The organism is Micromonospora sp. Mcm103, from assembly GCF_024519755.1.
Lineage (GTDB): Bacteria > Actinomycetota > Actinomycetes > Mycobacteriales > Micromonosporaceae > Micromonospora > Micromonospora aurantiaca.
Genome location: NZ_JALJRJ010000002.1, coordinates 122,270 through 147,697, shown reverse-complemented (window position 1 = coordinate 147,697; position 25,428 = coordinate 122,270). Strand labels below are relative to the sequence as shown.

Genomic DNA, 25,428 nt, shown 5'->3' with positions numbered 1-25,428 from the left:
TCACCTCCGCAGCAACGGCAGGACGGCCGAGCCGAGCAGGTCCACGCCGCGCTCGTCGGTGAGGCCGTGCGGCGTACCGAACTCGACCCGGCGCACGCCCGCGTCGATGAGCGCCTGGGCCTGCGCGGCGACCTGCTCCGGCGTGCCGGAGAAGGCGAACCGGTCGAGCACGTCGTCCGGGATCAACCGGCCCGCCGCCTCGTCCTCGCCCGCGTCGACCAGGTCACCGACGCGCTTGACCAGGTCGTCCGGCATCTCGACGGTCGGGTCCAGCTCGGCCACCACCGCCAGGTACATGGCTACCTCGGTGCGGGCCTTGGCGCGGGCCGCCTCGCCGTCGGTGTCGACGACTGTGACAGCGCCGAGCACGATGCCGACGTCCGCGACGTCGCGTCCGGCCTTCTCCGCGCCGGTCCGCAGCCGTTCACGGATCACCGGGACCATGTCCGGGTTGGCGCTGCCGCCCACCTTGATCTCGTCGGCGATCCGCCCGGCCAGCGCCGCGCCCTGCGGGCCCCACGCGCCGAGCAGCAGCGGCGGGTCGGGGCGCTGCACGTCGTAGCGCAGCGCGGTGCCGGGAGCGAGCGAGAAGACCTTTCCGGTGAAGCCGCCGCGGTCGCCGCGCAGCAGGCGGTAGACGACCTGGACGGCTTCCTCGAGGGTGGTCAGCGGCCGCGGCTGCGGCAGGCCGACAGCGCCCAGCCAGGTCCCTCGGGCCAGACCCAGGTAGGCCCGCCCGTGCGAGGCCAGGTCCAGGGCGGCGATCTGACCGGCGATCTCGTACGGCGCCATCGAGTACGGGTTCAGGCAGGCCGCGCCGAGGCGTACCCGTTCGGTCGCCTGTGCCATCTCCAGCAGCGGGAAGATCGGCGGCTGGTACATCAGGTCGCCGAAGACGGTGAGCACGTCGAAGCCGTGCGCCTCGGCGGCGCGGGCCAGCCGGGCGTAGGCGCCGGCCGGCTTGTCGCTCTGCAGGCCGAGCCCGATCTCGACGGTCATGTCAGGTCCGCCGAGTTCATCGTGCGCCGGCAGGTCCGTTCCACCTTCATGACGAGCCGCTCCTCCGGGTCGGGGCAGATGAAGTGGGAGTCCTGGGCCAGCCAGTCCCCCGGCGCCAGATCACGCTGCTTGGCGGCGAGGAAGGGCAGCACCGAGGCGAGCGCGTACACGCAGAAGTGCTTTCCCTCGGGCAGCCGCAGGTGCGCGCTGTTCGTCAGTTCGAAGTGGTCGCCCACGGCCATGCCGCACACCGACCGGCCCTCGATCCGGTCGACTGTCACCTTCAGGTCGTAGATCTCCATGTCGCCGTCGCTGTCGCTCACGGTCCCTCCCCCTCGTCGATCCGTACGATGATCTTGCCGGTGGTCCGGCGTTCGGCCAGTTCGGTGAGCGCCGCGGGGGTCTCGTCGAGCGACACGACGCGGCTGACCGGCGGCCGGACCGTGCCGGAGGCGCACATGTCGAACAGCTCCTGGTAGGCCGCCTCGACGGCCGACGCGCGCTGCCACGGGTACTGCGAGCCCCAGGACAGACCGACGAGTGTCGCGTTCGCCGCCATCAGTCGCAGCGGGTCCACCGGCGGCGGCGCGCCACCGGCCGCGCCCACCGCCACCAGGCGGCCCTCGAACGCGAGGCACTCCCAGGAGCGGGCGAACACGTCGCCGCCCACCGGGTCCACCACGACGTCCACGCCCCGTCCACCGGTGGCCGCCAGCACGGCGGGCACGAAGTCGTCCGCCGTGTAGTCGATCGCCACCTGGGCGCCGTGGTCGCGGCAGATCGCGGTCTTGGCCGGGCCGCCCGCGGTGGCCAGGACCCGCGCGCCACGGGCGACGGCGAGCTGGATCGCGGCGATGCCCACCCCACCGGCGCCCGCGTGCACAAGCACCGTCTGCCCCGCGGTGAGAGCGGATCGTTCCAGCGCGAACCACGCGGTCTGGTAGGTGACGGGCAGCGCCGCCGCGGTGACCGGGTCGACAGTGAGCGGTCGCGGCACCACCACCGCGGCGTCCACCGTCACGGTGCTGCCGAGCGCGCCGCGCGGCAGCGCCGGGCAGGCGAGCACCTCCTGACCCAGCAGGTGCTCGGCCCCGGCTCCGGCGGCGACGACCCGGCCGGCCGTCTCCACGCCGGGTGTCATCGGCGGGTCCGGCCGCACCGGGTACTCGCCCCGGCAGAGCATGACGTCCAGGAAGTTCAGCCCCACCGTACGGACGGCGAGCCGTACCTCACCGGGGCCGGGCGGCGGGTCGTCGGGCAGCTCGGCGACCGACAGCACGTCCGCCGGCTCGCCGGTCCGCCCGGCGACCAGCCGCCGGATCACGCCGCGCCCACCGGTTCCCGGACCAGCTCGGCGTGGTGGTGCACGATCACCCAGCGGCCGTCGATCCGGCGCACCACGTCGGTGACCCGGGTGATCTCCGGCTCGTCGTCCGGGCCGAGCTGCGCGACCAGCTCGTACCGGGCGACGCCGAAGTCGTCCCAGACGTCGATGCGCTTGTCCCGCGCGGCGAGCACCGCCAGCCGGGGCCGCTGTCCCGCGGCGTCGCGCCGGGCGCGGTACTCGTCCAGCTCGGCCCGGGTCCGCAGCGGCCCGGGCAGGTGCGTCTCCCAGGTGGTCACGTCGGGGTCCAGGTGCGTGTCGAACCGCTGCTGGTCCCCGGCGAGGAACGCGTCGTACATGTCGTCGATGCCGGCGGCGATCGCCGCGGCGCCTGAATCCGCGAACGTCATCGCGTCTCCTCCTGGTTCCGGTCGTCGCGGGCGATCTGCCCGCCCTTCATCACCCACCGCACGTCCCGGAACGCCGAGGTGTCGGCCAGCGGGTCGGCTTCGGTCGCGATCAGGTCGGCGAGCTTGCCGGCCTCGACAGTGCCGAGGTCGGACTCGGCGCCGAGCCACCGGATCGGTCCGAGCGTGCCGGCGTGGATGGCCCGCGCGGTGCCGATCCGCTCGGACATGTACTCCAGCTCCCGAATCGAGGCGGTGGTGCCCTCGAACTCCCAGAACGGGGGCATGTCGCTGCCGAGCAGCACCTCCACCCCGGCGGCGATCGCCATGTCGAAGCTCTCCAGGTGCCGGGGGCCGGCGCCGAGCGACCGGCACTGCATCCACTCCGGCACGCCCAACTCGTCGAAGAACTCCTTGCACCGGGTCACCAGCAGCGTCGGCACGAGCGCGGTGCCGCGCTCGGCCATCCGCGCCGCGACCTGCGGAGTGAGCTGGTAGCCGTGCTCCACGCAGTCCAGTCCCAGCTCCACGGCCGCGCCGATCACGTCGGCCGGTCCGGCGTGCGCTGTCACCTTGCGGCCCCACGCGTGCGCGGTCTCGATCACCGCGCTCATCTCGTCGGCGAACAACTGGGGCGTGTGGATGCTCTCGTGCTCACCGGCGATACCGCCCGAGATCATCACCTTGATCAGGTCGGCGCCGGCCTTGATCTGGCTGCGGACGCCGTGGCGGAAGCCCACCGGGCCGTCACATTCGAGCGTGTCGTTGCTCTCGTGGCCGTGCCCGCCGGTGCACACCAGCGCCCGGCCGGCGGTGTAGATGCGCGGACCCGGCACGCGCCCGGCGTTGATCGCCCGCCGCAGCGCGAAGTCGGCGTGGTCCTTCTCCGCCACGCAGCGCACAGTGGTCACGCCGGAGTGCAGCGTGCGCCGCGCCCCGTCGGCCATGTAGTGGGCGAGGTCGTACGCGCCCATTCCCTTGACGCCCTCGCCGGCGGAGCCGGGCAGCGACAGCGAGAAGTGGGTGTGCATGTTGACCAGACCGGGCGTCACGTAGGCGCCGTCGAGGTCCACCTCGGTCAGCCGGCCGGCGGCCCGCGCCTGCTCGGCCACCTCGGCGTACGGCCCGACGGCGGCGATCCGGTCACCCCGGACCCACACCCCGGCGCCGGTCACGGGCGCCATGCCGTCCACCACGCGGGCATCAAGCACTGTGCAGTCGCCGAGCAGCACGCTCGGCTGTTCGGGCGAATAGGCGGCACTCACGCGATCACTCCATAAACGTCTCGGGCGGCCCGCGCGGAGACGTAGCCCTCGGCCACGTCCCGTCGCACCGCCTCCGGATCCCGACTCCTCGGGTCACCGTGCCCGCCGCCACCGGCGGTCAGCAACGTCACCCGATCCCCCACCGCCACCGCGGTACGCCGTGTGCTCACCCGGTGCTCCCGGTCCGTGCCAGGGAAGACGACCACCTGGTTCGGCTCCGGCTGCTCGCCGCCGGCCAGCGCCCACGGCGCGCTCTTCGTCTTCTTGATCACCGACAGGAACTCACCGGGCGTCACGAACCGGATGTCCCGCCGCAGGCCGCAGCCGCCCCGGAACCGGCCGGCGCCACCGGAGTCGGTACGGATCTCCAGGCGCTCGAAGAACATGCCGGTCTTCGACTCCAGCACCTCCACAGGCGTGTTGCGCGCCTGGGTCTGGCACAGGTGGTTCGCCGGTCCGATGCCGTCGTGCCGGGGCGTGCCGCCCCAGCCGACCGGTTCGTTGTTGCTGACCGCGAACAGGTCGCCGGTGTCCGGGTGCCGGCCGACCATCATGAAACCGGGCACGTCGCCGCCGGACGAGGCGGCCATCCGATCCGGCATGCCCTGCGCCAGCGCCCTGAGGATCAACTCCAGCGCGACGGTGCCGGTCCACTGGGTGAACGTGGCGGCCGGGTACTGCGCGTGGAACAACGTACCGGGCTCGGCGCGTACCCGCAGGGGCGCGAAGTGCCCGGCGTTCGTCTGCTCGTGCGGCGTGGTGACGCCCTTGAACGCGACCCGGCAGGTGGCGATGGTCGCGCCCAGCGGCAGGTTCACCGGCCCGGGCACCGCCGGCGACGACCCGGCGAAGTCCACTGTGAACTCGCCGTCGGCAACGGTGACGGTGACCCGCATCCGGATCGGGTCGTCGGTGACGCCGTCGTCGTCGAGCCAGTCCTCGGCGGTCCAGCTGCCCTGCGGCAACGCGGCCACCGCCTCCCCGGCACGCTGCGCGGCGGCGTCGATCACCCGGTCGACCACCGCGTCGACCACTGCGGGGCCGTAGTGGCGGTACAGCTCGGTCCCCCGCCGCTCGCCGGTCCGCAGCGCGGCGATCTGCGCGTTGAGGTCGCCGAGCACGAGTTCCGGCATCCGCGAGTTGAACCGGATCAGCTCGTGGATCTCCGGCACCGGCTCGCCCCGGGAGTACACCTTCGTGCCGGGGAAGATGATCCCCTCCTGGTGCATGTCCGTGGAGTCGAGCACGTAGCCGGGATCCTTGGCGCCCAGGTCCATCCAGTGCGCCCGGATGCACAGGAAACCGATCAGCTCCTCGCTGTCCGGCAGCACGACCGGCGCGAACATCGTCGCGTCGTACGTGTGCGCCGCGTTCCAGTACGGGTAGTTGAGCAGCACCACGTCGCCGCGGTGCAGATTCTCCACGCCGACGTACTCGACGCCCTTGCGCAGCGAGTAGTCGTTGGCGCCGAGGAAGCGGGACAACCCCGTGGACTCCGCGACCAGCCGCAGCCGCCGGTCGTAGACGGAGATGCCGAAGTCGTACACCTCGTAGATCACCGGGTTGAACGCGGTGCGCACCAGCGCGGCCCGCATCTCCTCGGCGGCCGAGACGAGATGGCTGCGGACGACCTCGACGGTCGCCCCGTCGACCGTCGGCTCACCCATCGACGTCCACTCCGTAGACGTCCCGGGCCGCCTCCCGGGAGACGTAGCCCTCGGCCACGTCCCGCCGCACCGCCTCCGGGTCGCGGCCGCGCGGGTCGCCGTGCCCGCCGCCACCGGCGGTCAGCAGGGTGACCCGGTCGCCCGCCGCCACCACGGTGCGCTTGGTGCTCACCCGGTGCTCGCGGTCGGTGCCCGGGAACACGACCACCTGGTTCGGCTCGGGCTGCTCGCCGCCGTCGAGCGCCCACGGCGCGCTCTTTGTCTTCTTGATGACGGTGAGGAACTCGCCCGGGGTCAGGAACCGGATGTCCCGCCGCAGGCCGCAGCCGCCCCGGAACCGGCCCGCGCCACCGGAGTCCGCGCGGATCTCCCAGCGCTCGAAGAACATCCCGGTCTTGGCCTCCATGACCTCGATCGGGGTGCCCCGGCCGGTGCTGCCGGAGACGTGCGTGGCGGCGTCCATGCCGTCGTGCTGCGCGGTGCCGCCCCAGCCCACCAGGTCGTTGTTGCTGACCGCGAACATCTTCCCGGTGTCCGGGTGCAGGCCGACCATCATGAAGCCGGGCACGTCGCCGCCGGAGGAGGCGGGCAGCCGGTCCGGCATGCCCTGCGCCAGCGCCTTGAGGATCAGCTCCACCGCGACGATGCCGGTCCAGAGCGTGAACGTGGGCTGCGGGTAGACGGCGTGGAACAGGGTGCCCGGCTCGGCCCGCACCTCCAGCGGTGCCACGGTGCCGGCGTTCGACGGCTCGTCCCGCGACGTCAGCGACTTCAGCACGACCTTGCAGATCGCCTCGGTCGCCCCGAACGGCATGTTGATCGGGCCACGGGTGGCCGGGGCCGAGCCGGCGAAGTCGACGATGAAGCGCCCGTCGTCGATCGTCACCGTGACGCGCATCTTCACCGGGTCGTCGGTGATGCCGTCGTCGTCCACCCAGTCCTCGGCGGTCCAGGTGCCCTGCGGAAGCGTCGCGAGCGCCGCCCGGGCGCGGGCCTCGCCGTCGGCGATGATCCGGTCGATCGCCTGGTCGACGGTGTCCCGGCCGAACTTCTCGATGATCTCCAGCATCCGGCGCTCGCCGGTACGCAGCGCGGCGATCTGCGCGTGCAGGTCACCGAGCACCGCGTCGGGCATCCGCGAGTTGAAGCGGATCAGCTCGTGGATCTCGCGCACCGGCACGCCCCGGGACACGACCTTGGTGCCCGGGAAGATCAGCCCCTCCTGGTGCATGTCGGTCGAGTCGAGCACGTAGCCCGGGTCCTTGGCGCCCAGGTCCATCCAGTGCGCGCGGACGCAGAGGAAGCCGACCAGGTCGCCGTCCGCGTCCGGGTCCGCCTCGTCCGGCCGGAACACCGGGGCGAACAGCGTCGCGTCGTACGCGTGCGCCGCGTTCCAGTACGGGTAGTTGAGCAGCACCACGTCGCCGCGGTGCAGGTTCTCCCGGCCCACGTACTCCACGCCCTTGCGCAGCGAGAAGTCGTTCGCACCGAGGAAGAACGTCAGCCCGGTGGCCTCGGCGACCAGCCGCAGGTCGGCGTCGTACATCGACAGGCCGAAGTCGTGCACCTCGTAGATGACCGGGTTGAACGAGGTACGGATGAGGGTGGCCCGCATCTCCTCCGCGGCCGACAGCAGATAGCTGCGGACGACCTCGACCTGGGCTCCGTCCAGCGTGGTCATGCGGCTTCCTCCAGGGTGACGAGCAGGTATCCGTGGTCGTCGACGGTGACCCGCTGACCGCTGGGCACCACAGTGGTGGACGTGCCCTCGTCGACCAGCGCCGGTCCGTCGAAGGTGTCGCCCGGCTCCAGACGGGCGCGGTCGTAGACCGCGAACGGCACCACCGCGTGCTGCCCGAAGTCGTACGCGTCGCGGTGCGCCAGCAGCGCCTGCGACGGGTCGCCGTCGCCGCGCGGCAGGGTCTCCAGCTCCGGCCGGTCGGTGCGCCCGATGCCGCGCACCCGCAGGTTGAGGATCTGGAGCGGGTTGCCCATGGTGTGGCCGTACCGGGTGCGGTGCGTCTCGTCGAACGCGGCGCGGATCGCGTCGCGGTCCAGCTCACGCCCGACGGTGACCATCAGGCTGTGCTCCTGGCCCAGGTAGCGCAGCTCGAACTGCCGCTCCAGCACCGCCTCGCCGGCCGGCACGCCCTGCGCCACCAGCGACGCGACCGCCTCGGCCTCGACGGCCTTGAACAGCTGCTCCAGCTCCGACAGGTCCGCGTCGTCGAGCGTGGCCATCACGGTACGGCTGAAGTCGTTGACGATGTCGGCCGAGAGCATGCCCCAGGCGGAGAAACCGGACGGCGCGAACGGCACGACCACCTCGCCGATGCCCATCTCCCGGGCCAGCAGCGGCGCCAGCAGCGGGCCGGCGCCGCCGAACGCGAGCAGCGCGAACTGCCGCGGGTCGTGACCCCGCTCGACGGTGATCTGCCGGACCGCGCCGACGGTGCGGGCCAGCAGCACGTCGAAGACGCCCGCCGCCGCGTTCTCCACGCTCAGGCCGAGCGGATCGGCGAGCTGCTCGGCGATCGCGGCGCGCGCCTCGGCGTCGCGCAGCCCCATGGTGCCGGCGAGGAAGCGGTCCGGGTCCATGTAACCGAGCACCACCGCCGCGTCGGTCACAGTCGGCCTGGTGCCGCCCCGGCCGTAGCAGACCGGGCCGGGGTCGGCGCCGGCGCTCTGCGGGCCGACCTTGAGCAGGCCGTGGTCCAGCCAGGCGATCGAGCCGCCGCCGGCGCCGATGGTACGGATGTCGTACGTCGGGATGAGCAGCGGGAAGTGCTCCAGCTGGGCCTCGTACGCGGCGACCGGGTTGCCGCGCTCGATCACGCAGGCGTCCAGCGAGGTGCCGCCGATGTCGAACGTGAGCACGTTGTCCCGGCCCAGCTCCGAGGCGACGTAGGCGGCGCCGACGATGCCGCCGGCCGGGCCGGACAGCACGGTGTGCGTGGGTGCGGTCTTGGCGACCGCGCTGGTCATCGAGCCGCCACCGGACCGCATGATCAGGAAGCGCCCGGCGAACCCGCGCTCGGCCAGGCCGGACTCCAGCTCGTCCACGTACCGCTCGAAGATCGGCCGGATGTACGCCTCCAGCACCGTGGTGCTGGTGCGCTCGTACTCCCGGTACTCGCGCACGATGTCTGTCGACAGCGACAGGCTGACCTCGGGGAACTCCTCGTTGATGAGGCGCGCGGCCTCCCGCTCGTGGCTCGGGTCGAGGAACGAGTGCAGGAAGCAGATGGCGATCGAGGTGACCTGCTGGTCCACCACGAGCGTGCGGGCGGCCTCCCGGACGCTGTCCGGGTCCAGCGGCTCCACCACGCGTCCCCGGTAGTCGAGGCGGCCCCGTACACCGGCGGTGAAGCGGCGCTGCACCAGGCTCTCCGGCCGCTGGTACTGGAAGTCGTACATGTGGTCGGACGGCACGTTGCCGCGGCCGATCAGGAAGATGTCCCGGAAGCCCTCGTTGGTGATGATGCCGGTACGGCCACCACGACGCTCCAGCACCGCGTTGAGGCCGAGCGTGGTGCCGTGGATGAACAGCTCCACCTCGGACAGGTCGGTGCCGAGCGCGGTGATCGCGTTGAGGACACCGTCCGCGGGCCGGGCCGGGGTCGTGGCCGCCTTGCGGAAGCGGACCCGGTTGGTGCGCGTGTCCAGCTCCATGGCGTCCACGAAGGTCCCGCCGATGTCGACGGCGAGCCGGATGGGGCGACGGGTCATGGCGTGACAGCCTGCCTTCCGATGAGGGCGGGAAGCTCGGGAACGCGCCAGCAGGCGGCCCGGCTCTCGCCGTACGACTGAAGCTCCTGCTGCTCCGATCGGCACCGGTCGGTGACGAACGGGCACCGGGCGGCCAGTGGGCACCCGGTCGCGGCGTCGGCTTCCTCCAGGTCCTTGACCAGCTCGACGGCCTCGCCGTCGGACCCGGTCGTCCCGCCGAGGCGGGGGGCGCTGCCCAGCAGCGCCCGGGTGTACGGGTGCCGGGGCGTGTCGAAGACGACGTCCACCGGTCCCTCCTCGACGACCCGGCCGAGGTAGAGCACCACGACGCGGTCGGCGAACCCGCGCACCGTGGCCAGGTCGTGGGAGATGAACACCGAGGCGCGGTCCGCGTCGGCGGCCACGTCGGCGATCACGTCGAGGATCTGCGCCTGGACGGTGACGTCCAGCGCCGACGTCGGCTCGTCGAAGACGATCAGGTCCGGCTCGCCGACCAGCGCGCGGGCGATGCCGATGCGTTGCGCCTGGCCGCCGGACAGCTCGTGCGGGTAGCGCTGGAGGATCGACCGGTCCAGCTCCATCCGGTCCAGCACGGCGGTGACGCGCGCCTCCCGCTGCGCCGGGGACAGGCCGGCGGCGCGCAGCGGCTCGGCGATGGAGTCGCCGACGGGACGGCGCGGGCTGAGCGAGCCGATCGGGTCCTGGAACACGAGCTGCGCCCGGGTGCGGGCCCGGCGCAGCGCCCGGCCCCGCGGCCGGGTGCGGCCCGGCTGCTTGACCAGCGCCTGCCCGGCGACCGTGACGGTGCCGGACGTGGGCGCGACCAGACCCATCACGAGCTTCGCGAGGGTGCTCTTGCCGCAGCCGCTCTCGCCCACCACGCCGAGCGTCTCGCCCGGCCCGAGCCGGAGCGTGACGCCGCGCAGCGCGTGGTGCCCGCCGGAACCGAACCGGCTGCGATAGACGACGTGCGCGTCCTCGATCTCCAGCACCGCGGGCTTCGGGTCGGTGCCGGCCGCGATCACGCCGGACGCGGCCGGCGTGTGCGCCGCCCGCGGCACGTCGGCGTCCAGCGGCCGGGTCTGCGGGTGGAAGCAGGCGAGCGACCACTCGCCGCCGCCGGGCACCGGCACGGTGGCCGGGCGCCGGGACGAGCAGGTGCCGTCGGCGTGCGCGCACCGGGCGACGAACGGGCAGTTGTGCGGCGCCTGCGTCAGCAGCGGCATGGCGCCCGGGGTGGCGACGACCGGCCGGCCGCCGACGTCCGGCACCGAACGCAGCAGCGCCCGGGTGTACGGGTGCGCGGGCTCCCGCAGCACCTGCGCGGCCGGTCCGCTCTCCACCACGGTGCCGGCGTAGAGCACCACCACCCGGTCGCAGACCTCCGCGATGGACGCCAGGTCGTGCGAGATCAGCAGGACGCCCCGGCCGTCGGTGTCGGCGGCGTGCCGGAACTGGCGCAGGATCTCCCGGGTCAGTGTCACGTCGAGGCCGGTGGTCGGCTCGTCGGCGATCAGCAGCTCCGGCGCGCAGCCGGTGGCCAGCGAGATCATCACGCGCTGGGCCATGCCGCCGGACAGCTCGTGGGCGTACGCGTCGAGCCGCCGCTGCGGGCTGCGGATGCCGACCGCCTCGAACAGCTCGCGCGCCGCCTCCCGGGCCCGCTCGCCGGACATCTCCTGGTGGGTGGCGAGCCGGTCGACGAGCTGCTTGCCGATGGTGCGGGTGGGACTGAGCGCGCCGCGCGGGTTCTGGAAGCAGATCGCCACCCCCCGCCCGCGGTGGGCGGCGAGCGCGGCGTCGTCCATGCGCAGCACGTCCGAGTCGCCGAACAACACCCGCCCGGTGGCGTGCGAGCCGCCGGGCAGCAGCCCGACGACGGCGCGGGCCACCATGCTCTTGCCGCCGCCGCTCTCGCCGACCAGGCCGACGACCTCGCCGGGCCGGACGGCGAAGCTCACGCCGCTGAGCGCTGCCACCTGCCGGCCGGGCCGGCGGATCGTCACGGAGAGGTTCTCGATCGACAGCATGGTCACCGCCGCTTCGCGTTGGCGCGGTCCTGCAGGCCTTCGCCGAGCAGGCTGAACCCCAGGACGCAGACGAACAGGGCCAGGCCGGGCGGGACCGAGGTCCACCACCGGCCGCCGACCACGTCCGCGGCGCCGAGGCTGATCATGGCGCCCCACTCCGCCTCGGGGATGCTCACGCCCAGCCCGAGGAAGGAGAGCCCGGCCAGGGTGAGCATGGCCCAGCCGCAGTTCAGCGGCGCGATCACCCGGACCGGGGTGAGGCTGTTGGGCAGCAGGTGCCGCCAGAGCACGCCGACCGGCGACGCGCCGGACGTGATCGCGGCGTCCACGAAGGGCAGTTCCCGCAGCGACCGCACCTCGGCGCGGACCAGCCGGGCGTACGCCGGCGCGTTCACCGCCGCGATCGTGATGATCAGGTTGATCGTGCCGTTGCCGAGCAGCGCGGCCACGGCGAGCGCCAGGATGAACGTCGGGAACGACTGGAAGATGTCGACCACCCGCATCAGCACGTCGTCGAGCCAGCCGCCGAAGTAGCCGGCGACCAGGCCGAGCAGCGTGCCGACGACCACCGCGAGCGCCACGGCGGCCAGGGCGATGCCCAGGTCGAGCCGGGCGGCGTAGAGCACCCGGCTCCAGATGTCCATGCCGTTGCCGTCGGTGCCGAGCGGGTGGCTGCCGCCCGGCGCGACGAGCGTGTTCGCCGCGTCGATCTCGGTCTCGCCCCACTGGCTCAGCAGCGGCGCGAACACCGCCAGCAGCGCGACCACCGACAGGATGCTCGCCCCGGCGATGATCATGCGGCGGGCGAAACGGCTGTCCCGGTCGCCGCCGGGCACGACCACCGGCGCGGCGGCGGGACCGTCGGGGACGGTTCGCAGCTCGGCCATCAGAGCCTCACTCTCGGGTCGAGGATCGCGTGGACCACGTCGGCGATGAGGAACACCAGCACGTAGCACAGCGCGATGACCAGCACCGACGCCTGCACCACCGGGTAGTCCCGGTAGAGCAGGCCGCGCAGGGCCCACTGGCCGAAGCCCTGCCACGAGTACACGTACTCAACGAGCACGGTGGAGCCGATCGCCGTACCGAAGACCAGCGCGGCCAGCGACGGCAGCCGGACCAGCGTCGCCCGCAGCAGGTAGCCGTAGTGCAGCGTGCGGTCGCGCAGCCCGTGCGCCTTCGCCGCGGCGTACGACTCCGAGTGCAGCACTTCCAGCGCGGAGGCCCGGACGCTGCGCAGCAGCGGGGCGACCACGCCGACCACGAGGGTCAGCACCGGCAGCACCAGGTACGCCGCGGCCGAGGCGATCGCCGGCCCGTTGGCGGTGAGGACGGCGTCGACGAGGTCGGCGCCGGTGAGCGGGGTCAGGCCGGTGTCCGGGTCGACGCGGCCGTTCGGTGCCGGGAACCAGCCGAGGATGCTGTAGCCGACGAGCACCAGCACCAGGCCGAGCCAGAACTCCGGTACGGAGTTGCCGACCAGCGCGAAGATCCGGACGCTGTGGTCGCCGGCCCGGTTGGCCCGCTTGGCCGACCAGATGCCCAGCACCGTCGCCACCACGAGCGCGATGCTCACCGAGATGACGACGAGTTCCAGGGTCGGACCCACCCGTAGCGCCATCTCCGAGCCCACGGAGCTGCCGCTCTGGATCGACGTCCCGAAGTCACCGGTGAGCAGCCCGCCGAGGTAGTCGAGGAACTGCTGCCACAGGGACTGGTCCAGCCCGAAGCGAGCCCGTGCCGCGGCGGCGTCCGCCTCGGTGGCGTTCTGCCCGAGGATGCTGCGGACCGGATCGCCCGGCAGCACCCGGACCAGGAGGAAGGCCAGGACGACCACCCCGAGCAGAACGGGGATCAGCTGGAGCAGTCGCCTGACGACGAAGCGGAAGATACGCATGGGTGGGTGACGTCCTAGGCCGACGCGCTCAGGTAGCGCAGGCGGGCGAGGCCGTCCATCGGCTGCACCCAGCCGGCGACGGACTCCCGGACGGGCAGGTTGAAGTTGGGCTGGCAGATGACCACCCACGGCACGTCGGCGGCGAGGATCTCCTGGACCCGCTTCCACAGCGCGTTGCGGGCGGAGGTGTCGACAGTGGTGTGCGACTTCTCGTAGATCTGCTCGATCTCCGGGTTGCTGTAGTTCGAGTAGTTGAGGTTGGCGCCCTTGACGAAGCTGGTCGCCAGCATGTACTCGACGTCGTCCACCCAGAGCTGCCCGGAGGTGATCTGGAGCGGGATGTTCTTCTTGGTCCGCCGCTCGCCGAGGGTGGCCGGGTCCAGCGGGGTCAGCTTGAGCCGGATGCCCGCCTTCGCCGCCTCGCTCTGCACCTGGACGGCGATCTTCTGCTGCTCCTCGTTGTCGGCCTCGAAGACCAGCTCGGAGTCGAGCGACGCCCGGCCGGCGGCGGCCATGGCGGCCTTCGCCTTCTCCAGGTCGTAGGTGAACGGGTAGCCGCTCTCGTCGTAGCCGGGCATGTCCAGCGGGACCGGGCTCTTGGCCGCGCGGGCGTCGCCGCCGTACACGTTGTTGATGATCTGCTCGTAGGGCACCGCGTACGCGAGCGCCTTCCGGACGTTCACGTCGTTGAACGGCGCCGCGGTGACCGACATCTGGATGGCGACCTGGCGGTTGCTGGCCGCCGAGATGACCTTGATGCCCGGGGCCTTCTTCAGGTCCTGGATGTCGCGCTGGCTGATGCCCAGGGCGATGTCGATGTCACCGGCCTGGAGCTGGAGGCGCTGGTTGGACGCGGCCGGCACCACCGAGATCCGGATGGTCGGCGTCTTGGCCGGGTCCGGGCCCGGGTAGCCGGTGTTCGCGCTGAGTTCGATCTCCTGGCCCTGGGTGGCCTTGGCGACGTTGAAGTAGCCGCCGGTCGGCGGGTTCTTCGCGAACCACTCCTTGGCCCAGGGGTCGCTGGCGCTGGCGCGCTTCTTGGCCTCGACGGAGTCGAAGACGTACAGCGAGATCGCCTGGATCTGCCGGGTCAGGGCGCTCGGGAACGCCTGGTGGAACTCGACCGTGTAGTCGTCGACGACCTTGACCTGGTCGGCGCTGGTGAGGCCGATGGTGCGGTAGACGCCGGCGACGTTGGCCTGGGCGGCGAACGCGCGGTCCTTCGACCACTTGACGTCGGCGGCCTTCATCTCGTTGCCGCTGGCGAACTTCACGCCGCGGCGCAGCTTGAGCGTCCACACCTTCTGCTCGGCGTCCGGCTCGAACGACTCGGCGAACGTCGGGGTGATGTTCTGGGTGTCGAGGATCTGGCTGCCGCCGGCGTTTGTGACCCCGTAGTCGATCAGGTACGGGAAGACGTTCTTGTAGAGCATCAGCGCGGTCAGGTCGAAACCGACGAAGTCCTGGTCCCAGCTCGACAGGTAGCTGGAGACGGCGATGCGCAGCGTCTTGGCGGAGGCGCCGCCGGACTTGCCGTCCGTGGACTTGTTGCCGCTGTCCGCGGCGCAGGCACCGGTGGCGAACAGGAGCGCGACGCTGCCACCCAACTGCAGGACGCCGCGGCGGGAGAGCGCGGGCGAGGAGGCGCCCGGACGGGGTGAACGAGCCATGAGAAGCCCTCCTAGAAGCACGAGGCGAATGGCCCGAGCTGCGGACCTACCTGGTGTTCTACCGGATTAGGCACGAGTGAACAATAGGGTGAACGGTGTTCACCGAACACGGCCGCGCCATGAAATCAGAGCACTCCCGAAGTGCGGGATGACCCCGCTGAAAGCGTTCACACAAGTTCACCGAACCGTTACGCACGGGAGATCGAACCGGGCTGGAAGACGCCGATGCCCCCGGGAGGACACCCGGGGTCGCTCCACCGCGTACCGGCGGCTCGGGCTCGCCGAGGCCGAGCTCGCCCGCGCGCTCCTGTGAGCGCTCACCCGGCGGTCCACCCGGCATTCCTCCGGACCCGGCCGGTTGAACATGTTATCGATAACCTGCTATGTTCCGGCACGGGAGCGAAGGGCACGCTCCCCGTCACCCCCGCAACCGGCAAAGCGACCCGAGGCACCGTCCTCGCCGCCTCGCCGGTCGGTGACCAGTCCGGGCCGCTCCGCCGATGCACGCCGACGCAGGCGGCCAACGGACGACTTCGGCCCCGGCCGCACGCGCGGCTCCGCGCCCTCTTCGCAGGCGACGTCGGCATCGACGGACGGTTCGGCCTGCACCACCACCCAGGGCAAGGAGTCCAGCAATGGCGAAACGAACATCCCTTCTCTCATCCATCGCCGCCGCGGCGGTGCTCCTCGCGGCGGCGGCCGGCGGCGCCCTCAGCGCCGACCTCGGCGAGACGGCGCAGGCGTCGACAAACGGCACGCTCGCCGCGACCGCCGGCTGCGGCAAGGCCCCGACGCTGTCCAGCGGGACGCGCACCATCTCCAGCGGCGGCCAGAACCGCAGCTACATCCTGCGCATCCCGGACGGGTACGACCGCAACCGCCCGTACCGGCTGATCTTCGGGTTCCACTGGCTGAACGGCTCGGCGAACAACGTCGCCTCGGCCGGCTACTACGGCCTGCTGCCGCTGTCGAACAACAGCACGATCTTCGTCGCACCGCAGGGCATCGACAACGGCTGGGCCAACACCAACGGCCGCGACCTGACGCTGTTCGACGACATCTCCCGGCAGATCGAGAACGACCTCTGCGTCGACACCAGCCAGCGGTTCGCGCTCGGCTGGAGCTACGGCGGGGCGATGAGCTACGCGGTGGCCTGCGCCCGGCCCAACGTCGTCCGCGCGGTCACCGTGATCTCCGGCGCCAACCTCAGCGGCTGCAACGGCGGCACCCAGCCGGTCGCCTACTTCGGCATCCACGGCATCTACGACAGCGTCCTGAACATCTCCATGGGCCGCTCGCTGCGCGACACGTTCGTCCGCAACAACGGCTGCACCGCGCAGAGTCCGCGCGAGCCGAGCCGGGGCAGCCTCACCCACATCACCACCACGTACTCCGGCTGCCGCGAGGGCTACCCGGTGCAGTGGGCCGCGTTCGACGGCGACCACACCCCCAGCCCGGTCGACGGGTCGTCCAGCCCGAACGACTCCCGGACCTGGACGTCGGGGGAGATCTGGCGGTTCTTCAGCCAGTTCGCGTCCACCACGCCGCCGACCACGGTGCCGCCGACCACCGTGCCGCCGACCACGCCGCCGGTCACCACCGCACCGCCCACGACCCCGCCGGTCACGACGCCGCCGCCGGGTGAGCCGGGCGCCTGCACCGCCACCTACCGGACCGTGAACACCTGGCCGGGTGGCTACCAGGCCGAGGTCACGGTGGCCAACAACGGCGCCACCACGCTCAACGGCTGGACCGTACGCCTGACCCTGGCCTCCGGCCAGGCGATCAGCAGCCTCTGGAACGGCGTCAACACGGGCACCACCGGCTCGGTGTCGGTCCGCAACGCCGACTACAACGGCACTGTCGGCGCGAACGGCTCGACGACGTTCGGGTTCACCGCCACCGGGAACGGCGCCACCGCACCCAGTGGCGTCAGCTGCACCAGTCCCTGACCGACCCGGCACGGGAGCCGGGCCGGGGTGGCATGCCGCCGCCCTCGGCCCGGCCCCGGCCGGCACCAACTGAGGTCCCGCTACCCCCCGGAATGTGCTCTAATTAACTCTGGTCGATGTTTGCGTTAACATTGGCGCCTGACATGCCACCACCACCAGGCTAGTCAGAGCACTTGTGTCACAGGTGTTAGCGCTTGCACCGGCGGCCATCCATAGCTCGTGAGGCGCCGCGCCGACGAACGGCAGCGGAGCCCTGCGTACCCGAGGAGCCGTCATGGTGATCCCCCGTCCCCCCCGGTCCGCCCGATCCGGACCACCGCGCTTGACCATCCCCGCCCTGATCCTCGTCCTGGTCGTCGCCGGCGCCGCCCTGGCCACTCAGAGCCGAAGCGCCGTGGCCGCTCCCGGGCCCGGCTCCATCGTGGGCGCGCAGTCCGGCCGCTGCGTCGACGTCCCCAACGGCAGCACCACGAACGGCACCCAGGTGCAGCTCCACGACTGCACGGGTGGCGCGCCGCAGAACTGGACCTACACGTCGGCGAAGCAGCTCACGGTGTACGGCAACAAGTGCCTGGACGCCAACGGCCAGGGCACCAGCCCCGGCACCACCGTGATCATCTGGGACTGCAACGGCCAGGCCAACCAGCAGTGGAACGTCACCTCGGCCGGCGCGATCACCGGCCAGCAGTCCGGGCTGTGCCTGGACGCCACGAACGCGGGCACCGCCAACGGCACCAGGATCATCCTGTGGACCTGCAACGGCCAGGCCAACCAGCGGTGGACCATCTCGACCACACCGTCGTCACCGCCGCCCACCTCGACGCCCCCGCCCGGCGGCCGGCCGTGCGACATCTACGCCGCGGGCGGCACGCCGTGCGTGGCGGCGCACAGCACCACCCGGGCGCTGTTCTCGGCGTACGGCGGCAACCTCTACCAGGTCCGCCGCTCCTCGGACAACGGCACCCGCAACATCGGGCTGCTGAGCGCGGGCGGCTACGCCGACGCCGCCGCGCAGGACGCGTTCTGCGCCGGTACGAGCTGCGTGATCACCGCCGTGTTCGACCAGTCGGGACGCGGGAACGACCTGTGGTACCAGGGCTCCGCGCAGGTCCCCGGCTCCACCTCCAGCCGGCCCGCGAACGCGACGAGCGAGTCGCTGACGGTCGGCGGCGCCCGAGCGTATTCCCTCTACATCAACCCCGGGAACAGCTACTGGCGGGACGGCCACCTGACCGGCGTCCCCACCGGCGCGGCCCCCGAGGGCATGTACATGGTGACCAGCGGCACCCACGTCAACAGCGGCTGCTGCTTCGACTACGGCAACAGCGAGACCACCCGCAGCGCCGACGCGGCCGGGGCGATGGACGCGATCAACTTCAGCACCAGTTGCTGGTTCGGCGGCTGCTCCGGCAGCGGCCCCTGGGTGCAGGCCGACCTGGAGTGGGGTCTCTACCCGGGCGGCAGCCAGTCCTGGAACCCGAACCAGCGGGCCTTCACCAACCGGTTCGTCACCGCCACGCTGAAGAACAACGGCACCTCGCGGTTCGCCATCAAGGGCAGCAACGCCCAGTCCGGCGGCCTCTACACGCTCTACGACGGGTCGCTGCCGGCCGGCTACAGCCCGATGCGTAAGCAGGGCGCCATCATCCTGGGCAGCGGCGGCGACTGCTGCAAGCCCGGCGGCGGCGCGAACCTCAGCGCCGGCACCTTCTACGAGGGCGCCATGGTGGCGGGCTACCCGTCCGACGCGACCGAGAACGCCGTCCAAGCCGACATCGTCGCCGCCGGCTACCGCTGACCGGCGCGCGCGACGTCAGCGACCACACTCCCGAATTCGTGAAGGGACCCGTCATGTCCGAACCGAGACGGATACGCCGCCGCCCCCGACTGCTGGCGGCGCTGGCCGCCACCGTCCTGGCCGCCGGCGGCGGCCTGACCCTCACCGCCGGTCCCGCCCAGGCGGCCACCACGATCACCGTCAACGGCGCCTCCGGCGGCCAGACGTTCGACGGGGTGGGCGCGGTCAGCGGTGGCGGCGGCAACAGCCGCCTGCTGATCGACTATCCGGAACCGCAGCGCGGCCAGATCCTGGACTACCTGTTCAAGCCCGGATACGGCGCCGCGCTGCAGATCCTCAAGGTGGAGATGGGCGGCGACACCAACTCCACCAGCGGCTCGGAGCCGAGCCACGAGCACGTCCGGGGCGACCTGAACTGCAACCGCGGCTACCAGTGGTGGATCATGGAGCAGGCCAAGGCCCGCAACCCCGCCATCAAGCTGGCGGCGCTGCCCTGGGGTGCTCCCGGGTGGATCGGCAACGGCAACTTCATGTCCCAGGACATGATCAACTACTTCGTGGACTGGCTGGGCTGCGCGCGGCAGCACAACCTCACCATGGACTACATCACCGCCGCCCAGAACGAGAAGCGGACCGACGCGAACTGGACCATCAGCCTGCGTCAGGCGCTGAACGCCAACGGCTACAGCGGCGTGAAGATCATCTACGGGGACGACTACCCCGGCAGCTGGGGCCCGGCGAACGCCGTCGCCGGCAACACCACGTTGCGCAACAGCATCGACGTGCTCAGCGGCCACTACCCGTGCGGCTACCTGAGCGCGCAGACCACCTGCACCGTCTCCTCCACGGCCACCTCCACCGGCAAGACGCTGTGGAACAGCGAGGGCGGCTCGCAGGACTACAACGACGGCGCCAAGCCGCTCGCGCGCGGCATCAACCGCGGCTACATCGACGGCCGGATGGTCGCCTACCTCAACTGGGACCTGATCGCCGCGATCACACCGAACCTGCCCTGGTCCACGGTCGGGCTGATCCTGGCCAACCAGCCCTGGTCCGGCTGGTACTCGGTCGGCAAGAACACCTGGGCACTGGCGCACACCACCCAGTTCACCGCCCCCGGCTGGCGCTACCTCGACTCGTCCTCGGGCTACCTGGGCGGCAACCGCAACAACGGCAGCTACGTGTCGCTGCGCTCCCCCACCGGCGGCGACTACAGCACCGTCATCGAGACCATGGACGCCACGTCGGCGCAGCAGCTCACCATGAACGTCACCGGCGGGCTCTCCACCGGCCAGGTGCACGTCTGGTCCACGAACCTGAACTCGACGAACCCGAACGACTTCTTCGTCCGCGGCGCGGACATCACCCCGTCGGGCGGATCGTTCTCGCTCACCGTCCAGCCCGGACACCTCTACACCGTCACCACGACCACCGGGCAGGGCAAGGGCACCGCCACCAGCCCGGCCCAGGGCTCGCTCGGCCTGCCGTACCGCGACGACTTCGACGGGTACGCCGCCGGTCGGATACCGAAGTACCTCCAGGACATGCAGGGCGCGTTCGAGACCGTCGGCTGCGGTGGCGGCCGGGCCGGCATGTGCCTGCGGCAGATGTCCGCGCAGGCACCGATCACCTGGAAGACACTCGCCGACCCGGCCACCTACGGCGGCAACCTCAGCTGGGGCAACTACACCGTCTCCGCCGACGTCCTGCTCGAACAGTCCGGCTACGCCCAGATCCAGGGCCGCGTCGGCACCACGAACCTCGACCCGATCGGCCGGTACAACGGCTACTTCCTGCGGGTCACCGACTCCGGCTCGTGGTCGATCCTGCGCAACAACACCGCCGGGCAGCTCGCCACGCTGCGCAGCGGGAACGTCGCGGCGCTGGGCACCAACCGCTGGCACAGCCTCGCACTGGGCTTCGCCGGCTCCACCATCACCGCCACCATCGACGGCACGACTGTCGGCACGGTCACCGACTCCACGTTCGGCACCGGCCAGGTCGGCTTCGGCACCAGCCAGGGCGAGACCGCCCAGTTCGACAACCTGTCGGTGGTCGCCGGCCCGGGCGGCAACCCCGGGGGTACGAGCGGTGCCCTGCTCAACCCCAACTCCAGCCGTTGCCTGGACGTGCCGAACCAGTCCCAGACCAACGGCACCCAGGTGACGTTGTGGGAGTGCAACGGCGGCGCGAACCAGCAGTGGACCGCGACCTCCGGCCGGCAGCTCCAGGTGTACGGCAGCAAGTGCCTCGACGCCGAGGGCCAGGGCACGTCGTCCGGCACCCGGGTCATCATCTGGGACTGCAACGGCGGCGCCAACCAGCAGTGGAACGTCAACACCGACGGCACGATCACCGGCGTCCAGTCCGGACTGTGCCTGAGCCCGAACGGCGGCGGGACCGGCAACGGCACCCCGATCGTCCTGTCCGCCTGCACCGGCGGCAGCAGCCAGAAGTGGAGCCGGGCGTGACGGCCCGACCTTCGCCGACCGTACCCATCCGCCGCGGCGCGGCCTACCGGGGAGATGACCTGTGACCTCAACGCTATGGAGACCCGACCGCCGGGCCAGACGATGGCTCGCGCTGGCCGTGACCATGCTCGCCCTGCTCGGGCTGGCCCCGGTCGTCACCGGCGGGCTGAACCCGACCGTCGCCCGGGCGGACAACCCGATCGTGCAGACCATCTACACGGCCGACCCGGCCCCGCTCGTGTACGACAACCGGGTCTACCTGTACACCGGCCACGACGAGGACAACTCGACCTGGTTCACCATGAAGGAGTGGCGGGTCTTCTCGTCCGACGACATGGTCAACTGGACCGACCACGGATCGCCGCTCAGCCTCGCCACGTTCAGCTGGGCCAAGCAGGACGCGTGGGCCGGCCAGGCGGTCCACCGCAACGGCAAGTTCTACTGGTACGTGCCGATGGTCGTGCGGGCCACCGGCCAGATGGGCATCGGGGTGGCGGTGGCGGACAGCCCCACCGGTCCGTTCCGCGACGCCATCGGGCGTCCGCTGGTGAGCAACGGCGAGATCGACCCGACCGTGTTCATCGACGACGACGGCCAGGCGTACCTGTACTGGGGCAACCCGCGCCTGTGGTACGTGAAGCTGAACGCGGACATGATCTCGTACTCGGGCAGCCCGACGCAGATCCCGCTGACCACGGCGGGCTTCGGGGCGCGGACCGGGGACGCGAACCGGCCCACCCTCTACGAGGAGGGGCCGTGGGTGTACAAGCGCAACGGCCTCTACTACATGGCGTTCGCGGCCAAGTGCTGCTCGGAGTTCGTCGCCTACTCGACCGCGCCCGGGCCGCTGGGCCCGTGGACGTACCGCGGGACGATCATGCCGACCCAGGGCAGCAGCTTCACCAACCATCCGGGGATCATCGACTTCAAGGGCAACTCGTACTTCTTCTACCACAACGGCGCGTTGCCCGGCGGCGGCGGTTTCACCAGGTCGGTGGCGGTGGAGAAGTTCTCCTACGGCGCGGACGGCTCGATCCCCACGATCAACATGACCACCACCGGCGCCCCCCAGGTCGGCACCGTGGACCCGTACGCCCGGCAGGAGGCCGAGACGATGGCCTGGGGGCAGGGGGTCGAGACCGAGGCGTCCTCCCTGGGCGGGCGGAACGTCGGCTACATCGACAACGGGGACTACATCAAGGTCAAGGGCGTGGCCTTCGGCGCCGGCGCGACCAAGTTCACCGCCATGGTGGCCTCGGCCGGCAGCGGAGGGTCCATCGAACTGCGCCTGGACAGCGTGACCGGCCCGCTCGTGGGCACCTGCCAGGTGACCCCCACCGGCGGCTGGCAGACCTGGACCAACCCGAGCTGCCCGGTCAGCGGCGCCACCGGCACCCACGACCTCTACCTGCGGTTCACCGGCGGCAGCGGCTCGCTGTTCAACATCGACCACTGGTGGTTCACCTCCAGCCTCAGCGGCACCCCGCCGCCGGTCCCCCCGTCGACCCCGCCGCCCTCCTCTCCCCCGCCGCCCAGCACGCCGCCGCCGTCCACCACGCCGCCACCGACCGGCGGTGCCTGCACCGCCACCTACCGCACCACCAACTCCTGGTCCGGCGGTTTCCAGGCCGAGGTGACGGTCACCGCGGGCGCCGCGGCACTCAACGGCTGGTCGGTGCGGTGGAACCTCGCCGGTGGCCAGAGCATCAGCCAGGTCTGGAGCGGCACGCTGAGCACCAGCGGATCCACGGCGACCGTCCGTAACGCGGCGTACAACGGCTCCGTGCCCGCGTCCGGCTCGACCACGTTCGGCTTCATCGCCGACGGCTCCCCGTCCACCCCTTCCCTGACCTGCACAAGCCCGTGAGAGGAGCGTTCATGCGTACGACAGTGAGGAGATGGCTCACCGCGGGCGCCGCGCTGGCCCTGCTGGCCGCCGGTGTGCTCACGCCCGCCGGCCCGGCGGTCGCCGAGTCCAACGGCGGCACCCGGGTGATGCCGCTCGGTGACTCCATCACCGAGGGCACCCAGGTGCCGGGCGGCTACCGGATCGGCCTGTGGCAGCGGCTGGCCGGCGGCGGCTACCGGGTCGACCTGGTCGGCTCCCAGTTCAACGGGCCGGGCAACCTCGGCGACCACGACCACGAGGGCCACCCGGGTTGGCGCATCGACCAGATCGACGCCAACATCACCGGCTGGCTGAACGCCTACCAGCCGCGCACCGTGCTGCTGCACATCGGCACCAACGACATCCTGCAGAACTACAACGTCTCGACCGCGCCGAACCGGCTCTCCTCGCTCATCGACCGCATCACCACCACGGCACCGAACGCGGACGTGTTCGTCGCGCAGATCATCCCGCTCGCCAACTCCGGCCAGGCGGCGGCGGTGCGCACGTTCAACGCCGCGCTGCCCGGCATCGTGCAGTCGAAGGTGAACGCCGGCAAGCGGGTCCACCTGGTCGACCAGTACTCGGCGCTGACCACCGCCGACCTGATCGACGGCATCCACCCGACCGCCACCGGCTACGACAAGATGGCCGCGGTCTGGTACCGCGCGTTGCAGTCGGTGTCCGGCAGCATCGGCACCCCCGGCAGCAGCGGTGGCACATACCAGAACGTGCAGCTCGTCGGTGCCGGCTCGGGCCGGTGCCTGGACGTGCCGAACGGCAGCACCACGAACGGCACCGCGGTGCAGCTGTACGACTGCTGGGGCGGCACCATGCAGCGCTGGACCTACACCTCCGCCAAGCAGTTGCAGGTGCTCGGCAACAAGTGCCTCGACGCGAGCGGGCGGGGCACCGCGAACGGCACCAGCGTGATCATCTGGGACTGCAACGGCCAGCCCAACCAGCAGTGGAACCTCAACGCCAACGGCACGATCAGCGGCGTCCAGTCCGGGCGCTGCCTGGACGCGGCCGGCTACGGCACCGCCAACGGGACCAGGATCAACCTCTGGGACTGCCACGGCGGCACCAACCAGCAGTGGAGCGCACGCGCCTGACCGGCGTGCGACGGGCTCCCCGGCGGACGCCGCCGGGGAGCCCGTCCGGGCGGCGCCCGCCGCATGACCAGCGGCGGGCCCGGCGGGTACGTAGAGTGAGAGCCATGTCGAAGCCGCCGCTGCCCGAGCCCGCCGTCGCCATGCTGGGCAAGCCGAATCCCGCCGTCATCGCCACGCTTCGCGACGGCCAGCCGGTGTCCGCGGCCACCTGGTACCTCTGGGAGGACGGCCGCGTCCTGGTGAACATGGACGAGGGCCGCCGCCGGCTGGCACACCTGCGCAGCGATCCCCGGGTCTCGCTGACCGTGCTGGACGAGGGGAACTGGTACACCCACGTCAGCCTCATCGGGCGAGTGGTCGAGCTGCGCGACGACGAGGGCCTGGCGGACATCGACCGGATCTCGCAGCACTACACCGGGCGCCCCTACCCCCGGCGGGACCGCAAGCGGGTCAGCGCCTGGATCGAGATCGAGCGCTGGCACGGGTGGGGCGCGCACAAGGACAACAGCCAGACCGGCTGACGGCGCCCCCACGATGTCCGACCCATGCGGAAGAGTGTCGGGCATGAGTGAGCCGTACGATCCGAAGGCAGCGCTGCACCACTACCTGCGCGCGATCCGGGAGAACCTGATCTGGAAGCTCGACGGGCTGAGCGAACGCGAGGCCCGGCTTCCCCGCACCGCGACCGGCAACAACTTCCTGGGTCTGCTCAAGCACTGCCTGAACGTCGAGGCCGGCTACTTCGGGCCCACGTTCGGCCGCGAGTTCCCCACGCCCGAGGAGCTGGTGGCCGCCGAGACGGTCGACGCGGACCCGCAGGCGGACTGGTACGCCCGGGCCGACGAGACCAAGGACGGGCTGATCGACCTGTACCGCCGCGTCGGGGCGTTCGCGGACGAGACGATCGAGACGCTGCCGCTGGACGCGCCGGGGCGGGTGCCGTGGTGGCAGCCCGGCCGGCAGGACGTGACACTGCACCAGGTCATCGTGCACGTCTGCGTCGATCTGGCCCGGCACGCCGGGCACGCCGACGTCATGCGTGAGCAGCACGACGCGGCGATCGGGCTGGGGCGGGACAACCGGAGCGTCCCCGAGGGCTACGACTGGCCGGCGTACGTCAGCAAGCTGTCGGCGCTCGCCGACCGGTTCGCGTAGGCGGCCTTCCGGTATGGCGGGCCGGAAGTTTCAACCATATTTCGGACAGCGGATCGACAGG

Annotated in this window: 19 protein-coding genes; 7 read left to right on the top strand and 12 right to left on the bottom strand. The window is 71.6% G+C overall.

Translation table 11 applies throughout. The annotated features are described in order from the left end of the window. The 12 genes from OC439_RS03240 to OC439_RS03185 are packed head-to-tail and all read right to left on the bottom strand — an operon-like array spanning nucleotide 1 to nucleotide 14,988. The gene (locus tag OC439_RS03240) at nucleotides 1-999 is read right to left on the bottom strand and encodes an LLM class flavin-dependent oxidoreductase (protein ID WP_262012116.1); all 999 of its coding nucleotides are present in this window, start codon (nucleotides 997-999) and stop codon (nucleotides 1-3) included. Continuing rightward, entirely contained in the window at nucleotides 996-1,322 is a 327-nt protein-coding gene (locus tag OC439_RS03235) for a TIGR04076 family protein (RefSeq protein WP_151500654.1), read from the bottom strand. The genes OC439_RS03240 and OC439_RS03235 overlap by 4 nt, the downstream gene beginning before the upstream one ends. Further along, nucleotides 1,319-2,323, bottom strand: coding sequence for a zinc-binding dehydrogenase (locus OC439_RS03230; protein WP_262012115.1), 1,005 nt, complete (start codon nucleotides 2,321-2,323; stop codon nucleotides 1,319-1,321). The genes OC439_RS03235 and OC439_RS03230 overlap by 4 nt, the downstream gene beginning before the upstream one ends. Next, complete coding sequence (locus OC439_RS03225; protein ID WP_262012114.1) at nucleotides 2,320-2,733, bottom strand: nuclear transport factor 2 family protein; 414 nt, start codon at nucleotides 2,731-2,733, stop codon at nucleotides 2,320-2,322. The genes OC439_RS03230 and OC439_RS03225 overlap by 4 nt, the downstream gene beginning before the upstream one ends. Next, nucleotides 2,730-3,995, bottom strand: a complete 1,266-nt coding sequence (locus OC439_RS03220) for an amidohydrolase family protein (RefSeq protein ID WP_262012113.1) — start codon at nucleotides 3,993-3,995, stop codon at nucleotides 2,730-2,732. The genes OC439_RS03225 and OC439_RS03220 overlap by 4 nt, the downstream gene beginning before the upstream one ends. Further along, a complete protein-coding gene (locus OC439_RS03215) occupies nucleotides 3,992-5,662 on the bottom strand; it encodes a hydantoinase B/oxoprolinase family protein (RefSeq protein ID WP_262012112.1) in 1,671 nt (556 codons plus the stop codon). The genes OC439_RS03220 and OC439_RS03215 overlap by 4 nt, the downstream gene beginning before the upstream one ends. Next, entirely contained in the window at nucleotides 5,655-7,343 is a 1,689-nt protein-coding gene (locus OC439_RS03210; protein ID WP_262012111.1) for a hydantoinase B/oxoprolinase family protein, read from the bottom strand. Before OC439_RS03210 ends, OC439_RS03215 begins: the two co-directional genes overlap by 8 nt. Next, entirely contained in the window at nucleotides 7,340-9,391 is a 2,052-nt protein-coding gene (locus tag OC439_RS03205; RefSeq protein WP_262012110.1) for a hydantoinase/oxoprolinase family protein, read from the bottom strand. Before OC439_RS03205 ends, OC439_RS03210 begins: the two co-directional genes overlap by 4 nt. Further along, nucleotides 9,388-11,421, bottom strand: a complete 2,034-nt coding sequence (locus OC439_RS03200) for an ABC transporter ATP-binding protein (RefSeq protein WP_262012405.1) — start codon at nucleotides 11,419-11,421, stop codon at nucleotides 9,388-9,390. Before OC439_RS03200 ends, OC439_RS03205 begins: the two co-directional genes overlap by 4 nt. A 2-nt stretch (nucleotides 11,422-11,423) precedes the next feature. Further along, a complete protein-coding gene (locus OC439_RS03195; RefSeq protein ID WP_262012109.1) occupies nucleotides 11,424-12,308 on the bottom strand; it encodes an ABC transporter permease in 885 nt (294 codons plus the stop codon). After that, nucleotides 12,308-13,318, bottom strand: a complete 1,011-nt coding sequence (locus OC439_RS03190) for an ABC transporter permease (protein ID WP_262012108.1) — start codon at nucleotides 13,316-13,318, stop codon at nucleotides 12,308-12,310. Before OC439_RS03190 ends, OC439_RS03195 begins: the two co-directional genes overlap by 1 nt. Nucleotides 13,319-13,332: 14 nt before the next feature. Then, nucleotides 13,333-14,988 carry an ABC transporter substrate-binding protein gene (locus OC439_RS03185; protein WP_262012107.1) on the bottom strand — a complete coding sequence of 552 codons (1,656 nt, stop codon included), beginning with the start codon at nucleotides 14,986-14,988 and terminating at the stop codon, nucleotides 13,333-13,335. Between the two features lie 635 nt (nucleotides 14,989-15,623). Between OC439_RS03185 and OC439_RS03180 the strand changes: the two genes are divergently transcribed. From OC439_RS03180 to OC439_RS03150, 7 genes are all read left to right on the top strand, one after another. Further along, the gene (locus OC439_RS03180) at nucleotides 15,624-16,940 is read left to right on the top strand and encodes a cellulose binding domain-containing protein (protein ID WP_262012106.1); all 1,317 of its coding nucleotides are present in this window, start codon (nucleotides 15,624-15,626) and stop codon (nucleotides 16,938-16,940) included. 322 nt (nucleotides 16,941-17,262) lie between these two features. After that, on the top strand, nucleotides 17,263-18,738 hold the full coding sequence (locus tag OC439_RS03175) for an arabinofuranosidase catalytic domain-containing protein (RefSeq protein ID WP_410054882.1): 1,476 nt from the start codon (nucleotides 17,263-17,265) through the stop codon (nucleotides 18,736-18,738). A gap of 53 nt (nucleotides 18,739-18,791) precedes the next feature. Continuing rightward, complete coding sequence (locus OC439_RS03170) at nucleotides 18,792-21,209, top strand: ricin-type beta-trefoil lectin domain protein (RefSeq protein ID WP_262012104.1); 2,418 nt, start codon at nucleotides 18,792-18,794, stop codon at nucleotides 21,207-21,209. A 124-nt stretch (nucleotides 21,210-21,333) separates the two neighbouring features. Next, nucleotides 21,334-23,076, top strand: coding sequence for a family 43 glycosylhydrolase (locus tag OC439_RS03165; RefSeq protein WP_262012404.1), 1,743 nt, complete (start codon nucleotides 21,334-21,336; stop codon nucleotides 23,074-23,076). A gap of 11 nt (nucleotides 23,077-23,087) precedes the next feature. Then, nucleotides 23,088-24,212: a ricin-type beta-trefoil lectin domain protein gene (locus tag OC439_RS03160; RefSeq protein ID WP_194800789.1), complete on the top strand. Its 1,125-nt coding sequence runs from the start codon at nucleotides 23,088-23,090 to the stop codon at nucleotides 24,210-24,212. A gap of 104 nt (nucleotides 24,213-24,316) precedes the next feature. Further along, entirely contained in the window at nucleotides 24,317-24,733 is a 417-nt protein-coding gene (locus OC439_RS03155; protein WP_030499597.1) for a PPOX class F420-dependent oxidoreductase, read from the top strand. Nucleotides 24,734-24,776: 43 nt separating this feature from the next. Next, nucleotides 24,777-25,367 carry a DinB family protein gene (locus tag OC439_RS03150; protein WP_262012103.1) on the top strand — a complete coding sequence of 197 codons (591 nt, stop codon included), beginning with the start codon at nucleotides 24,777-24,779 and terminating at the stop codon, nucleotides 25,365-25,367. Nucleotides 25,368-25,428: the final 61 nt, after the last annotated feature.